Consider the following 13,832-nt stretch of genomic DNA (forward strand, 5'->3'; position numbering starts at 1 on the left):
AGTCAAGTTGATCGAACAGTGTCGACCGGCTAGAAAGACGCAGTATGGAGAATGGTCAAGCTAACTCAGCTTGCAAGTCCTGAGCGCACCCGGCGCGCTTACACGCATCGTCCGGGACGCTTATTTCAGCCAGCCACGCCTTCTGAAATACCACAGCGGCGCCACGCCGCAGCCAATCATCAACAGAATGGCCAGCGGGTAGCCGAAGCGCCATTGCAGCTCGGGCATCACGGCGAAGTTCATGCCGTAGACACTGGCGATCAGGGTCGGCGGCAGGAACGCGACCGAGGCCACCGAGAAGATCTTGATGATCTTGTTCTGGTTAATGTTGATGAAACCGACCGTGGCGTCCATCAGGAAGTTCACCTTATCGAACAGGAACGACGTGTGCCCGTCGAGCGACTCGATGTCGCGCAGGATCTGGCGCGCCTCTTCGAACTGGTCCGAGTTCAGCAGGCGCCCGCGCATCAGGAAGCTGACTGCGCGGCGCGTGTCCATCATGTTGCGGCGAATGCGGCCGTTCAAGTCTTCCTCGTGCGCGATCGCGTTCAGCGCCGCGGCCGCGTCCTGGTCGGTAAATTCCTTTTGCAGCACGCGGGTCGAGACTTCTTCGAGACTTTCGTAGATGCCCTCGAGCGAGTCGGCCGAATACTCGGCGTCGGTCGCGTACAGGTCGAGCAGCACGTCCATATAGTCTTCGATCGAGCCGGGCCGCGAACGGGCGCGCATGCGCACCAGGCGGAACACCGGCAAGTCGTCGTTGTGCACCGAGAACAGGATTTTGCCCGACAAGATGAACGCCACCGTGATCACGCGCGACGGGCCGTCTTCTTCTTCCAGCAGGAAGTCGGTGCGCAGGTGCAGGTCGCCATTTTCGGCTTCGTAGTAGCGCGCCGATGCTTCGATGTCCTGGACTTCGTCTTCGCCCGGCAGGATCACGTTGTACTTGGCCTTGACCCAGACGCGCTCTTCCTCGCTCGGGTCGGTCAGGTCGACCCAGACCGGCGCCACGCTCTCGAGTTCCTCGCGGGATTCGATCGTGACCTGGTTCAGGCGGCCGTTCTGTAGGACGAATACATTGATCATGCGCTGGGTCTCGCTATTCTTGGCCGGTCGACAAAAGTAGCGCAAGTGTAACCGTTTGCCCGCCGCGGAGCCAACTCCAGCGCCATAAACGCGCGTTTATGGCCGCTCATCCGCACGTGGCACGTCGGCCGACGGGATCCGGCGCTGGATCGTGCTGGTGCGGCGCTCCAGGTAGCGGGTCGAGCGGTTCTTGTCGTAGAAGCGCGGATTGGGCAGCATCACGGCCAGGCGCGCGGCTTGCGCCGTGCTCAGTTTGGCGGCGGACGTCTTGAAGTAATAGCGCGCCGCCGCTTCGGCGCCGAACACGCCACGGCCGAACTCGGCCACATTCAGGTAGATTTCCAGGATGCGCTGCTTGCTCATGATGGCTTCGAGCATGAACGCGATGATGGTTTCCTGGCCCTTGCGCAGATAGCTGCGCGAGCCGGACAGGAACAGGTTCTTGGCCAGTTGCTGCGTGATGGTCGAGCCGCCGCCGACCAGCTTGCCCCGGCGCTCGTTGCGCTCGTAGGTACGCTCGATGGCTTTCAGGTCCACGCCATAGTGCTCGTTGAAATTGGCGTCTTCGGACGCCACCACTGCACGCTTCAGATTGTACGAAATCCGCTCGTACGGCACCCACTCGTGCTTGAGCGTCGCGTTGGGATTCGTTTCGCGCAGTACCGACAATTGCGCGCGCATGAAGCTGGTCGAGCCGGGATCGACCTGGGAATACCAGCACACCATCAGGAAGAAATACAGCTGCACCAGCAGCACGAGCAGCAGCGGCCCCAGAAAAATCCACTTGATCCAGCGCCGCTTGGCTGGCGCCTTCGCGGATCCCTTCGCTGGTGTCTTACTACGCGATGTAGCCACGGGTTACCCCTGTTATTGTGATTGACGCATCGATGCCAGCACGTGCGCCGTGCCCGGCCGCTTGCCCCGCCACAGCGCGAACGCTTCGGCGGCCTGTTCCACCAGCATGCCCAGGCCGTCGCGCACGGCAGCGCCATGACCCGCGGCAAAGTCCATGAACACGGTTGGCTTGTTTCCGTACATCATATCCAACGCGAGCGTGTCCGGGCCGAATACCGTCGCCGGCACCGGCGGCACGGCGGCGTCCAGGCTGGCCGACGTCGCATTGATGATCACGTCGAACGGGCCGTCGACATCGGCAAAGCCGCTGACCGCCAGGCGCGCCGCATAATCGGCAAACTCGGCCACCAGCGCTTCGGCGGTGGCCAGCGTACGGTTGGCAATGACGATCTGGCGCGGACCGGCGTCCAGCAACGGCAGCAGCGCGCCACGGGCGGCGCCACCGGCGCCCAGGAGCAGCACGCGTTTGCCGTCCAGCGACACGCCGGCATTGCGCACGATGTCGGCCACCAGGCCCACGCCGTCCGTGTTGTCGCCGACGATCTCTCCGCCGTCGAACACCAGCGTATTGACGGCGCCGGCCGCCTGCGCGCGCGGGGTCAAACGTGTGGCCAGGCGCGCGGCTTCGAGCTTGAATGGCACGGTGACGTTGGCGCCCTTGTAGCCTTCGCCGACCAGGCGCGCCACCGTCGCGGCAAAGCCATCGACGGGCGCCAGGCATTGTTCATACTGGAGATCCTCGCCCAGCTCCGCGGCATATTGCGCGTGGATCCGGGGCGACTTGCTGTGGGCAATCGGGTTGCCGATGACGCAGTAACGGTCGGTCATGGCGATGCATTCCCCAGGGTTGCGCGCAGGCTCTCTTCGCGGGTGAACTGGAAGCGCGTAAACACTTCCCACAAATCGTCCTTGCCCTTGGTGCGCATATTGGCCGGGAACGCGCCGTACGGCGCCGAGCGGCGCACGATGTCGAGCGCTGCCTTGTCGAGCGCAGGATTACCCGAGCTGCGCTCGACCTTCGGACCGCCATCCTTCAGGTACAGCGTGCCGTCCTGGTACACGGGGATGTACACCACCAGCTCGCCATACAGCTTCTTGCCGGCCTGCTGCGGGAAATTGAGCGTGCCGACTTCCTCGATCCGCTTCTGCATCGCCTTGTAGTACAGCGCGTACCCGGCCTCGCGCGTGCTCGGCGTGATCTTCGTGCGTTTCGGACGGCGGTTTTCTTCTTCGATGCGCTCGAAGATTTCGGCAGCGCTGCGCGAAATGGCGCGCGACGTGTCGAGGTTGTCCTCGCCCGTGCGCGACGGGTCCGGCCTTTCCTTTTCGGTCACGGGCGGCGCAGTAAAGCTCGACGTGCGGGCGCGCGTGACGACGTTCTGCTGGATCTGCTCCAGCACGGCGATGCGGCGCTGCAGCGCCTTGATGCTGTCGCCATCCTCCACCTTGCGCAGGTCGGGCAGCGGCGACTTGGCGCGGCCCGCTTCGGCGGTGCCGCCACCGTCCAGGTTCGCCTGGGCCAGTGCGTCGGCCTTGACCGGCGCCCGGTCATGCTTGGCGTTGACCAGAATGACCTCGAGGCCCGGGTCGGCCGGGGTCTGGCGGAACGTTTCAGGCGCAGCAAAGCGCACCGCCAGCAGCGCCGCGTGGGCTGCCACCGATACGGCCAGGGCAATGATCAGGGGACGGTTGTGTAGGAGAGACTTCACGCGCTGCGGGTGAGAATTGAATCGGAGAATTGATTCATTCTAACCTGAGGCGAACTCATAGGGGGAGGTGGAATTGGCGTGCGGGATAACGTGGTGCGTTCGACAATAGTAGCCGGAGGGTTGAATGGCCTTGCCAATCCTTCAATGTCCGCTTGATCTCGGGTACCTACGACCCTGACTCGTGACAAGCCTACAGCGTCATACAGGGTGAATAATCGTCGGTCTTATCCAACTCACAACGGAGAGCCACATGGCGAACGATGCATGGTCACGGCAAGTGGCATTGTTTTCGACAGTCCATACGGGGCGGAACGAATTGTCCATCAATGGAACCGTTCAAACCATGAAAGCCATCCTCAGTACCTTGAAATACCTGCTGATCGCAATTGGTTCGACACTGTCAGTTGCGGTACTCGTCTGGCTGGCGATCTTCCTCTTCGATCAGTCCATGAGCATTGACAAGGCGTTCGCGCTGATCTTCTACCCGTCCGTCGTTGCGGGTGTCATTGCGCCGTTGGCGTAGTGGCTGCGAAGGCGCAGGCTGCAAGCCTGAGCAGCGGGCGGCCTGCAAAATCCCGCACTCAGTCTCCTTGCCAACGGCCACAGAGCCCGCGGCTTCAGATGCCGTCCATGCCTTCGGCGTCGTTTGCCAAATCGATTATGGTGCCGAAGTACTGGACGGCGTTGCTGACGATGCTGGTTCCGTCACGTCAGCCGTGTCCACCACGGCAACGGCGCCTTCCGCCTCCACCGCTTCGGCCGCTGCCGCTTCGCCGGTGTCGGCTTCGGTGTCCTCCTCATCGGCGATGGCCGCATCCGGCGCAGCGCTTGCCACTTCCAGCAAACGTGCCTCGAGGTTCAGTTCGATCTCGTCCCAGCGGACGATGTCGAGCTTGACCTGCGCGCCGCGCGCCACCTGCGACATGCCCGGCAAACGCACCACCAGCGGCACGTCGGTCAGGCGCACGAGCTCGTCCTTGAGCACGACGGCATCGACCATCTTGACGCCCTCCTGCCCCAGCCAGCGCAGGCACCAGTAGCGTTCCATATTCTGCTGGAACTCGTTATAGGCCGCGTACGCCGCGTCGAAGCTCGACACGATCGAGAACAGCGTCGCATCGCGGTGCTTGAATGGCGCGACGAGTGGCGCGGTGACGCCGTTTTCGGCCGCCGCGATGATCTGCCACTGGTTGACCAGGTCGGTGTAGCGGCGCAGCGGCGACGTGCTCCATGCGTACTGGTCCACGCCCAGGCCCTGGTGCGGCGCGGCGTGCGTGACCATGCGCACCTGCATCTTGGCGGCCCAGCCGCCGGCGCCCGGCCCTTGCGAGCGGTAGATGCCCGGCACGCCCGAGTCGTGCAGAAGCTTGCCCCAGGTGCTGTTGGCAAAGATCATCAGCTCGGCGACGATCTTGTCCAGCGGCGCGCCCCGCTTGCGGCGCACGATCGAGACCACGTCATCCTCGACGTAGAAATTGAAGTCCATGCGGTTGGCCTGCTCGGGCTTGAGGCCAAAGGCTTCGCGCTTTGCCATGCGGCCTGCTTCGAGCTGCAAGGCCCACTGCCACAACTGGCCCAGTTCTTCCTTGTGCGGATACTCGCCCTCGCCGCTGGCCAGCGTTTCTTCATTGACCAGGTCGTCCAGATCGTTGTGGCGCAGATTGCTCTTGATCGGCACCAGCTCGGCGCGCGTCGTCGTCGACACCACGCTCCAGTCTTCGGGATTGAGCACGGCGTACAGCGACAGCGCCGGGCAATCGTTGCCCTCGGCCAGCGTGAACGCGTTGACCACCTCGTCCGGCAGCATCGTGATCTTGTCGCCCGGCATGTACACGGTGGACATGCGCGCGCGGGCGATCTTGTCGATCGCATCGTCCGGACGCACAGCCAGGCCCGGCGCGGCGATGTGGATGCCCACGCGCACGGTGCCATCGTCCAGCTTGACGACGGAGAACGCATCGTCGATCTCGGTCGTGGTCACGTCGTCGATCGAGAATGCGGCAACGTCGGCGCGTGGCAGGTCGGTCGGTGCTTTCGGTACGTCCACCGGCGCAAAGCCGGCGCCGCGCGGGAAGTTCTCGAACAGGAAGCGGTCCATGTGCAGGTCTTTGGGCGAGGCCAGGCCGCCGACGTCCAGCATCAGGCGTGCCGGGTTGGTCTGCAGCTCGTTGGCCGCAGCCTCGAATGCCTTGTATTCAATAGTGTTCTTGTCCGGCTTGAACAGCAGCTGGTGCACGAGCGGCTGCATCGATTCAGGCAGCTTGCCGGCTTTCAGCTCGTCGACATAACCGGCCTGGATGATGGCCTGCTGTTTTTTCTTTTCAATACCGGCCAGCGCGGCCTTGAGCGACGCTTCCGGCGCAGCCTTGTAGCGGCCACGGCCCTTCTTGTAGAAGTAGATGGGCGAGCCGTGCAGCGTCAGCACGAGGCCGGCCGCTTCGTGCGGCAGCGGTGCGTGGCCGAAGTATTCGGCGCCCAGCTCGGCAAAGCCGAATTCTTCTTCGCCCGCGACTTCCCACAGGAACTCGAGGTCGACGTCTGCCGCCACGGCCTTGGCCGCGTCCATCAGCTCTTGCGGGCTGGGCTTCTCAAATTGCAGCAGCACGTCGCGCGTCTTGACCTTGGTGCGCTTGCCGCTGGCCAGTTCGACCTGGTATGCCTCGCCGGCTTGCGACAGGATGGCGCCGACCTTGAAGTCGCCCGATTCCTCAAAAAATACATTCATGATTATTCTGTGTTGTTCGTGGTTGCGCCCGCTCCCAGGCTGAGCACCGCCGGCAAGAATACCTCGGTGACCAGGAGCAGGCCTTGACGGCGGCGATAGACGCAGCGCCGCGCATGGTAAATCGGCTGTTGGACGCCTGCGCCGCCAATGGCCGCGTGCGCACGGCGCACGAGCGGATGGTCGGCGCCCAGGCGCGCAAATTCAAGTGATCCGCGCCGCACGAGCGGATCGTAAAACAGGGTCGAGCCGAGCGAGCGTTCGCCCAGCGCCGAAAACAGCGGCCAGTCGCTCGCGTCGGCATCGGGCGGCACGACCGTGTGGGCAAAGACCACCGGCGTGCCGTCGCAGACGAGCAGCACTTCACGTTCCCAGACCCGTTGCGGTCGTGCCAGGCCAATCGCCGCCGCTTCGTCGGCCAGGCACACGGCGCCGTGCTGGTGCAGGCGGCGCACGCGAAACGCGTCGCTGCTGGCGACCAGGCGCGCGGTCAGCGAGCCGGGCGTGACGAGCCAGTCGTGCATTGGTGGAGAAGCACGCACGGCGCGCGCATGCGGCTGCCAGGCGGCCAGGCGCAGCGAACGGTTCCTCACTGCGCCTGATCCCCGACAGAGTCCATGCCGCAGAACGCCAGCACCTCATCGACATAGATCGGAAACTCCGACACCGCATGGTCGCTGCCGTAGATCACGTGCTGGCGCGCGCCCGCGTAGTGGGCCACCATGTCGCGGTAGTCGAGCACTTCGTCGCCGGTGGCCGCCAGCAAAAAATAGCGCTCGGGCTGCGTGATGGCCGCGACGCGCAGTGCCTTGAGTTCATCGATGTACTCAGGGCGAAACTCGAACGGTTCGTCCGAATGCCAGTTGGTCGTCACGCCCACGTGGTGTTCGAGGTTGCGGGTCGGGTCGACCGACGGATTGATGATGACGGCCGGCACGCCCAGGCGCTCGGCCAGCGCACACGCATAGAAGCCGCCAAGCGACGAGCCGACGATCGCGAGATTGCCAGGTGCATGCTGCGCGGCCAGGTCCAGCGCCAGCGCGAACGCCGCCTTTGGCGACGCCGGCAATTGCGGGCAGATCAGGCGGTCCAGCAAGCCGCGCTCTTCGAGCGCTGCCTGCATGACGCGCGCCTTCATCGATTTGGGCGACGAGCGAAAGCCGTGCAAATAAAGAAGGTACGGTGGCAAATGCGGCGCCGACGTCATGGGGCCAGCGCGTCCAGCAGCTTCTGGTGCACGCCGCCGAAGCCGCCATTGCTCATGACCAGGATATGGTCGCCCGGCTGCGCCTGCTGCACGATGGCCTGCACCATATAGTCGATCTGGTCGAAGCTGTGTGCGATCGCCCCCATCGGCTTGAACGCATCGGCCAGCGACCAGCCCAGCGCCTGCTGGCTGCCGAACCCGAACACCAGGTCGGCATCCTTCAGGCTGCCCGGCAGCGCATCCTTCATCGCGCCCAGCTTCATCGTGTTCGAACGCGGCTCGAGCACGGCCAGGATGCGGCCGGAACCTTGCGCGCCCAGCTTCTGGCGCAGGCCGCCGACCGTGGTGGCAATCGCCGTCGGGTGGTGCGCGAAATCGTCGTAGACGGTGATGTTGTTGACCACGCCGCGCACTTCCATGCGGCGCTTGACGTTCTCGAAGCGGGCCAGCGATTCGATGGCCTGCGCGACCGGCACGCCGACGTGGCGCGCGGCGGCAATTGCGGCCAGCGCGTTCGAGCGGTTGTGCTTGCCAGTCAGGTCCCAGTGCACGGTGCCTTGCGGCGCGCCCTTGAAGATGACGTCGAAACTGGCGCCGCCCGGATGCTCGACCATTGTCCAGTCGACGCCATCGGCGCCGCCAAAGCTTTCCTTCTCGCTCCAGCAACCGCGCTTGAGCACGCGCCCGATCGACGCTTCGTCGCCATTGACGACCAGGCGACCCACGCCCGGCACCGTGCGCACCAGATGGTGGAACTGGGTTTCGATGGCGCCGATGTCAGGGAAGATGTCGGCGTGGTCGTATTCCAGGTTGTTCAGCACGGCCGTCTTGGCGTGGTAGTGCACGAACTTGCTGCGCTTGTCGAAGAATGCCGTGTCGTATTCATCGGCTTCGATGACGAAGAAGTCCGATGGCTTGTCGCCATGCAGACGCGCCGAGACCCCAAAGTTCATCGGCACGCCGCCGATCAGGAAGCCCGGCGCATAGCCGGCATCTTCCAGGATCCAGGCCAGCATCGACGTCGTGGTCGTCTTGCCGTGCGTACCGGCCACCGCCAGCACCCATTTTTCGCGCAGGATATGCTCGCCGATCCACTGCGGCCCCGACATATATGGCAGGCCGCGGTTCAGGATTTCCTCGATCAGCGGATTACCGCGCGTCATGACATTGCCGACCACGTACAGATCGGGATTCAGCGACACCTGCTCCGGGCCATAGCCCTGGATCAGCTCGATCCCCTGGGATTGCAACTGCGTGCTCATCGGTGGATAGACGTTGGCGTCGCAACCGGTCACGCGGTGGCCGGCTTCCTTGGCCAGGACCGCCAGGCCACCCATGAAGGTGCCGCAAATGCCGAGAATATGAATGTGCATGGGAAGGTGCGCTGGTGCGATGTAAATGGACGAAACCGGGATTCTACCCGAGCCGCAGCCGTTTTCCGTTCAGAGTATGATCTCGATCATGATGCCGAACTTGAACAACGATCTCATTCAATTGCGCGCCGAGATCGCCCTCGTGGCTGCGCGCATGGTTGCCCAGGATGGCGCCGACATCGATACCGCGCGCCGCAAGGCGGCCCGCCAGGTGCTCGGCGTGAACCAGCCTGTCCCCAATATGATGCCCGACGACATCCAGGTCGAAGACGAAGTGCGCAAGTACCTGGCACTGTTCGGCGGCCCGGACCACAGCGAGCGCCTCGCGCAATTGCGTGCCACGGCGCTACAGGTGATGGAGGCGCTGGCCGACTTCAATCCGTACATCACGGGCCCGGTGCTCCAAGGCACCGCCGGCGAGCACGACGATATCCATCTGCAATTGTTCGCCGACAGTGCGAAAGAAGTGCAGATCTATCTGCTGAATCGCAATGTTAATATCGAGATCTCGGAAACCCCGCATTTCAAGGGGGGGCGCCATGCGCCCGTCGAGACCGTCAGTTTCCCGTGGATGAAGGAAACTGTACATGCGCAATTGTTTGAATACCAAGACCTGCGCGGCGCGCTCAAGCCGCGCGCGGATGGCCGCCCGCAACGCCTCGACGCTGCCGGCCTGCACGCGCTGATCGCTGCCGACTCAACACTGGAACAGAACGAATGAACAAGAAACATCTGGCCACCTATGTGGCAGTGGCCGCGCTGTTCGGCGTGATGGGCGCCGTCGTTGCGCTCTATAAGAAGGCGCCGGCACCGGTCTCCCCCCAGATCAGTACGACTGCCGGCGCCGGTGCAGTAACCAATGCCGTCACCAACCTGTATGCGCAGTCGCTCAACAACCTGGCGGGCGAACCGCAGCCGCTGGCCCAGTGGAAGGGCAAGCCCCTGCTGGTGAATTTCTGGGCCACCTGGTGTGGCCCGTGCGTGCAGGAAATGCCCGAGCTGTCGCACCTGGCAGGCGAAGACAAGGGCAAGCATTTCAATGTGATCGGGATCGGGATCGACTCACCAACGAATATGAGCGAATTCGCCGCCAAGCACCAGATTGCCTACCCACTCTACGTGGCCGGCATGGGCGGGACCGAGCTGTCGAAGGAATTGGGCAACACGATGGGCGGCTTGCCGTACACTGTGCTGATCGGCGCCGACGGGCAAGTGCTCAAGACGTATATTGGCAAGCTCAAGTTCGACGAATTGCGCGCCGACCTGGCCAAATTGAAGGGTTAAACGGGCGTAGATCGCGGATTTAACGAACGATCGTACGATTTGCAATTGCGGCCAATTTCGGCTAATCACCAGCAATTTTACCGCTTGCCAACAGCCGAGCTAGGCGGCACAATGCCTGACTTTCGGGCTACCAGACTCTCATTATGGCGAAAAAGCTACTGCTTCTCAACGGCCCCAACCTCAATTTATTGGGGACGCGCGAGCCTGCGGTGTACGGCACGACGACATTGGCCGACATCGAGAACGCAGCAGTTGCACAAGCCACGAACGCCGGCGCAGGACTGGAGCATTTCCAGAGCAACCATGAGGGCGCCCTGATCGATCGCATCCACGCCGCACGCACCGAAGGCGTGGATTTTATCGTGATCAATCCTGGTGGCTTGACCCATACCAGCGTAGCACTGCGCGATGCGTTCGCGTCGGTGGCCATTCCATTCGTCGAGGTGCACGTGTCGAACGTGCATGCCCGCGAATCTTTCCGGCAGCATTCCTATCTCTCCGGCATCGCGCGTGGCGTGATCTGCGGACTGGGGCCGGACGGATACAGGTTTGCCATCGACTTCGCACTTAAATAGCGTTAATCTACGTCAACTTCATGTATCAGCAGCTGCGCGGCCTGTTGGACGCGCCGGCCTGCTCTCTAAAACGAATAATTCCAAGGGGTTTCACATGGATCTACGAAAACTCAAGACCTTGATCGACCTGGTCGCTGAATCGGACATCGCCGAACTCGAAGTGACCGAAGGCGAAAGCAAGGTCCGCATCGTCAAGTCGTCCACCGTTGGCCAGGGCCAGATGATGATGATGCCGCAACAAGGCGTGCAACAATTCGCGGCGCCAGCCCCGGCCGCGGCGCCTGTCGCTGCAGCACCGGTCGTGGCCGCCGAGCCAACCGGCCACGTCGTCAAGTCGCCGATGGTGGGTACCTTCTACCGTTCGTCCGCACCGGGCGCTGCCGCGTTCGTCGAAGTGGGCGCGAACATCAAGGAAGGCGAGACGCTGTGCATCATCGAAGCGATGAAGCTCCTGAATGAAATCGACGCCGATGTCTCGGGCGTTGTCACCAAGATCCTCGTGGAAAACGGCCAGCCGGTCGAATTCGGCCAGCCGCTGTTCGTGATTGGCTAAAGCCTCAAGCTGGGCGGCAGTCCTGCCACCAGCTCACCCATGACGTGTCCGGCGCCGCTTGTCTTTCAGCTGCGCCGGTTTTCACTGAACCACCGGACCAACCATGTTTGAAAAAATCCTCATCGCCAACCGTGGTGAAATCGCGCTGCGTATCCAGCGCGCCTGCCGCGAGCTGGGCATCAAGACGGTCGTCGTGCACTCCGAGGCCGACAAGGACGCCAAGTACGTGAAACTGGCGGACGAGTCGGTCTGCATCGGCCCGGCGCAATCGAGCCTCAGCTATCTGAACATGCCCGCGATCATCAGCGCGGCCGAAGTGACCGACGCCGAAGCGATCCACCCGGGCTACGGCTTCCTGTCCGAAAACGCCGACTTCGCCGAGCGCGTCGAGAAATCGGGCTTCGTCTTCATCGGCCCGCGTTCCGAATCGATCCGCCTGATGGGCGACAAGGTTTCGGCCAAGCAGGCCATGATCCGCGCCGGCGTGCCGTGCGTGCCAGGCTCGGACGGCGCCCTGCCGGACGACCCGAAAGAAATCGTGCAGACGGCGCGCCGCGTCGGCTACCCGGTAATCATCAAGGCTGCCGGCGGTGGTGGCGGACGCGGCATGCGCGTGGTGCACACCGAGGCGGCCCTGATCAACGCCGTGGCGATGACCAAGACCGAAGCCGGCGCCGCGTTCGGCAATCCGGAAGTCTATATGGAGAAGTATCTGGAAAATCCGCGTCACGTGGAAATCCAGATCCTGGCCGACGAACACAAAAACGCCGTCTGGCTCGGCGAGCGCGATTGCTCGATGCAGCGCCGCCACCAGAAGGTCATCGAAGAAGCGCCGGCGCCGGGCATCCCGCGCAAGCTGATCGAAAAGATCGGTGACCGCTGCGCCGAAGCCTGCCGCAAGATCGGCTACCGCGGCGCCGGCACCTTCGAATTCCTGTACGAGAATGGCGAGTTCTACTTCATCGAAATGAACACGCGTATCCAGGTCGAGCATCCGGTCACCGAGATGATCACCGGGATCGATATCGTCCAGGAACAGATCCGCATCGCCTGCGGCGAAAAGCTGCGTTTCCGCCAGCGCGACATCATGCTGTCGGGTCACTCGATCGAGTGCCGCATCAATGCCGAAGACCCATTCAAGTTCACGCCGTCGCCAGGGCGCATCACCAGCTGGCATCCGCCGGGTGGCCCTGGCATCCGCGTCGACTCGCACTCGTACGCCGGCTACTACGTGCCGCCGCACTACGACTCGATGATCGGCAAGGTCATCGCGTATGGCGCCACGCGCGAGCAGGCAATTCGCCGCATGCAGATCGCGCTGTCCGAGATGGTGGTCGAGGGTATCCTGACCAATATTCCGCTGCACCGCGAACTGATGGTCGACGCCCGCTTCATTGAAGGCGGCACCAACATTCACTACCTGGAGCAGAAACTGGCCGCCAAGCCTGACCTGCCGAAGGAAACGGCGCTGTCCGCCAAATCCGAAGTCAAGGTGAACGAATGAGCTGGACTGAAGTCGTCATCGAACTGGCGCGCGAACACGCCGAAGCGCTGTCGGACGCCCTGATGGAAGCCGGCGCGCTGTCGGTGTCGGTGGAAGACGCCGACGAAGGCACCGAAGACGAAAAGCCGCTGTTCGGCGAGCCGGGCATGGAGCCGACCGAAGCGGCGTGGGATCACAGCCGCGTCGTCGCGCTGACCGATGCCGACGCCGACCAGCTGGCAATCGTCACCGAGGCCGCGCAAGCGATCAACCTGCCCGTCGTGCCGGCGTTCACCACCCGCAAGGTGGAAGACGCCGACTGGGTGCGCCTGACGCAGTCGCAGTTCGAGCCGATTCACATCGGCACCAATATCTGGGTCGTGCCGAGCTGGCACGTGGCGCCGGATCCGAATGGCCTGATCCTCGAGCTGGACCCGGGCCTGGCCTTCGGCACCGGCAGCCATCCGACGACGCGCCTGTGCATGGAGTGGCTCGAAGGCCATCCTGCGCCGGGCAAGTCGGTGCTGGACTACGGCTGCGGCTCGGGCATCCTGGCGATGGTGGCCAAGAAGCTGGGGTCGCAGGACGTGGCCGGTGTCGACATCGATCCGCAAGCGATCGAATCGGCACGCGCCAACGCTGAGCGCAACAACGTCGCCATCGACTTCTACCTGCCTGACACGTTTGCCGCTTCCGGCAATGCGCGCCATGCCGGCGGCAAGTTCGACATCGTCGTGGCCAACATCCTGTCGAGCCCATTGAAGCTGATGGCGCCGATGCTGGCTGGCCGCGTGGCCGATGGTGGCTCACTCGTGCTGTCGGGCGTGCTGGCACGCCAGGCCGACGAAGTGGCTGCAGCCTACGCGCCATTCATCAAGCTGGGCGTCTGGGCCGAGCAGGATGGCTGGGTTGCCCTGCACGGCACGCTGGGCCAGGACACACCGCCGGCACGCACTGCCACTGCCACTGCCACTGCCGGATAAAG

15 protein-coding genes are annotated in these 13,832 nt (G+C 63.4%); 7 read left to right on the forward strand and 8 right to left on the reverse strand.

Annotated features, from left to right (window positions below):
- Positions 1-120 precede the first annotated feature (120 nt).
- The 4 genes from corA to AC1MGT_RS08035 form a co-directional block, all read right to left on the reverse strand.
- Positions 121-1,086 carry a magnesium/cobalt transporter CorA gene (corA, locus tag AC1MGT_RS08020; protein WP_482896218.1) on the reverse strand — a complete coding sequence of 322 codons (966 nt, stop codon included), beginning with the start codon at positions 1,084-1,086 and terminating at the stop codon, positions 121-123.
- Between the two features lie 96 nt (positions 1,087-1,182).
- Complete coding sequence (gene mtgA / locus AC1MGT_RS08025; RefSeq protein WP_499503752.1) at positions 1,183-1,941, reverse strand: monofunctional biosynthetic peptidoglycan transglycosylase; 759 nt, start codon at positions 1,939-1,941, stop codon at positions 1,183-1,185.
- 12 nt (positions 1,942-1,953) lie between these two features.
- Positions 1,954-2,769, reverse strand: coding sequence for a shikimate dehydrogenase (aroE, locus tag AC1MGT_RS08030; protein WP_499503753.1), 816 nt, complete (start codon positions 2,767-2,769; stop codon positions 1,954-1,956).
- Positions 2,766-3,650 (reverse strand): energy transducer TonB, encoded by an 885-nt coding sequence (locus AC1MGT_RS08035; protein WP_499503754.1) that lies wholly within the window; start codon positions 3,648-3,650, stop codon positions 2,766-2,768. The genes aroE and AC1MGT_RS08035 overlap by 4 nt, the downstream gene beginning before the upstream one ends.
- Before the next feature lie 250 nt (positions 3,651-3,900).
- Between AC1MGT_RS08035 and AC1MGT_RS08040 the strand changes: the two genes are divergently transcribed.
- Positions 3,901-4,173, forward strand: coding sequence for a hypothetical protein (locus tag AC1MGT_RS08040; RefSeq protein WP_499503755.1), 273 nt, complete (start codon positions 3,901-3,903; stop codon positions 4,171-4,173).
- A gap of 135 nt (positions 4,174-4,308) precedes the next feature.
- On the opposite strand, the gene AC1MGT_RS08045 is transcribed toward AC1MGT_RS08040, so the two are convergent.
- From AC1MGT_RS08045 to mpl, 4 genes are read right to left on the reverse strand one after another with little or no spacing between them, the layout of a single operon-like run.
- Complete coding sequence (locus tag AC1MGT_RS08045; protein ID WP_499503756.1) at positions 4,309-6,375, reverse strand: ribonuclease catalytic domain-containing protein; 2,067 nt, start codon at positions 6,373-6,375, stop codon at positions 4,309-4,311.
- A gap of 2 nt (positions 6,376-6,377) precedes the next feature.
- Positions 6,378-6,965 carry a chorismate--pyruvate lyase family protein gene (locus AC1MGT_RS08050; protein WP_332532268.1) on the reverse strand — a complete coding sequence of 196 codons (588 nt, stop codon included), beginning with the start codon at positions 6,963-6,965 and terminating at the stop codon, positions 6,378-6,380.
- Positions 6,962-7,579 (reverse strand): YqiA/YcfP family alpha/beta fold hydrolase, encoded by a 618-nt coding sequence (locus tag AC1MGT_RS08055; RefSeq protein WP_499503757.1) that lies wholly within the window; start codon positions 7,577-7,579, stop codon positions 6,962-6,964. Before AC1MGT_RS08055 ends, AC1MGT_RS08050 begins: the two co-directional genes overlap by 4 nt.
- On the reverse strand, positions 7,576-8,916 hold the full coding sequence (gene mpl / locus AC1MGT_RS08060; protein WP_499504263.1) for a UDP-N-acetylmuramate:L-alanyl-gamma-D-glutamyl-meso-diaminopimelate ligase: 1,341 nt from the start codon (positions 8,914-8,916) through the stop codon (positions 7,576-7,578). Before mpl ends, AC1MGT_RS08055 begins: the two co-directional genes overlap by 4 nt.
- A 124-nt stretch (positions 8,917-9,040) precedes the next feature.
- Here mpl and AC1MGT_RS08065 point away from each other — a divergent pair, with 124 nt between their 5' ends.
- The 6 genes from AC1MGT_RS08065 to prmA all read left to right on the forward strand — a co-directional run bounded on the left by AC1MGT_RS08065 (position 9,041) and on the right by prmA (position 13,830).
- The gene (locus tag AC1MGT_RS08065; protein ID WP_499503758.1) at positions 9,041-9,673 is read left to right on the forward strand and encodes a hypothetical protein; all 633 of its coding nucleotides are present in this window, start codon (positions 9,041-9,043) and stop codon (positions 9,671-9,673) included.
- Positions 9,670-10,236: a TlpA family protein disulfide reductase gene (locus AC1MGT_RS08070; protein ID WP_499503759.1), complete on the forward strand. Its 567-nt coding sequence runs from the start codon at positions 9,670-9,672 to the stop codon at positions 10,234-10,236. The genes AC1MGT_RS08065 and AC1MGT_RS08070 overlap by 4 nt, the downstream gene beginning before the upstream one ends.
- Before the next feature lie 143 nt (positions 10,237-10,379).
- Positions 10,380-10,811 carry a type II 3-dehydroquinate dehydratase gene (gene aroQ, locus AC1MGT_RS08075; RefSeq protein ID WP_499503760.1) on the forward strand — a complete coding sequence of 144 codons (432 nt, stop codon included), beginning with the start codon at positions 10,380-10,382 and terminating at the stop codon, positions 10,809-10,811.
- A 94-nt stretch (positions 10,812-10,905) separates the two neighbouring features.
- On the forward strand, positions 10,906-11,364 hold the full coding sequence (gene accB / locus AC1MGT_RS08080; RefSeq protein ID WP_499503761.1) for an acetyl-CoA carboxylase biotin carboxyl carrier protein: 459 nt from the start codon (positions 10,906-10,908) through the stop codon (positions 11,362-11,364).
- 103 nt (positions 11,365-11,467) lie between these two features.
- Positions 11,468-12,868, forward strand: a complete 1,401-nt coding sequence (accC, locus tag AC1MGT_RS08085) for an acetyl-CoA carboxylase biotin carboxylase subunit (RefSeq protein WP_258835657.1) — start codon at positions 11,468-11,470, stop codon at positions 12,866-12,868.
- Positions 12,865-13,830, forward strand: coding sequence for a 50S ribosomal protein L11 methyltransferase (prmA, locus tag AC1MGT_RS08090; protein ID WP_499503762.1), 966 nt, complete (start codon positions 12,865-12,867; stop codon positions 13,828-13,830). Before accC ends, prmA begins: the two co-directional genes overlap by 4 nt.
- The last annotated feature ends 2 nt before the right edge of the window (positions 13,831-13,832 follow it).

Source organism: Telluria sp. BA11 (genome assembly GCF_056680305.1).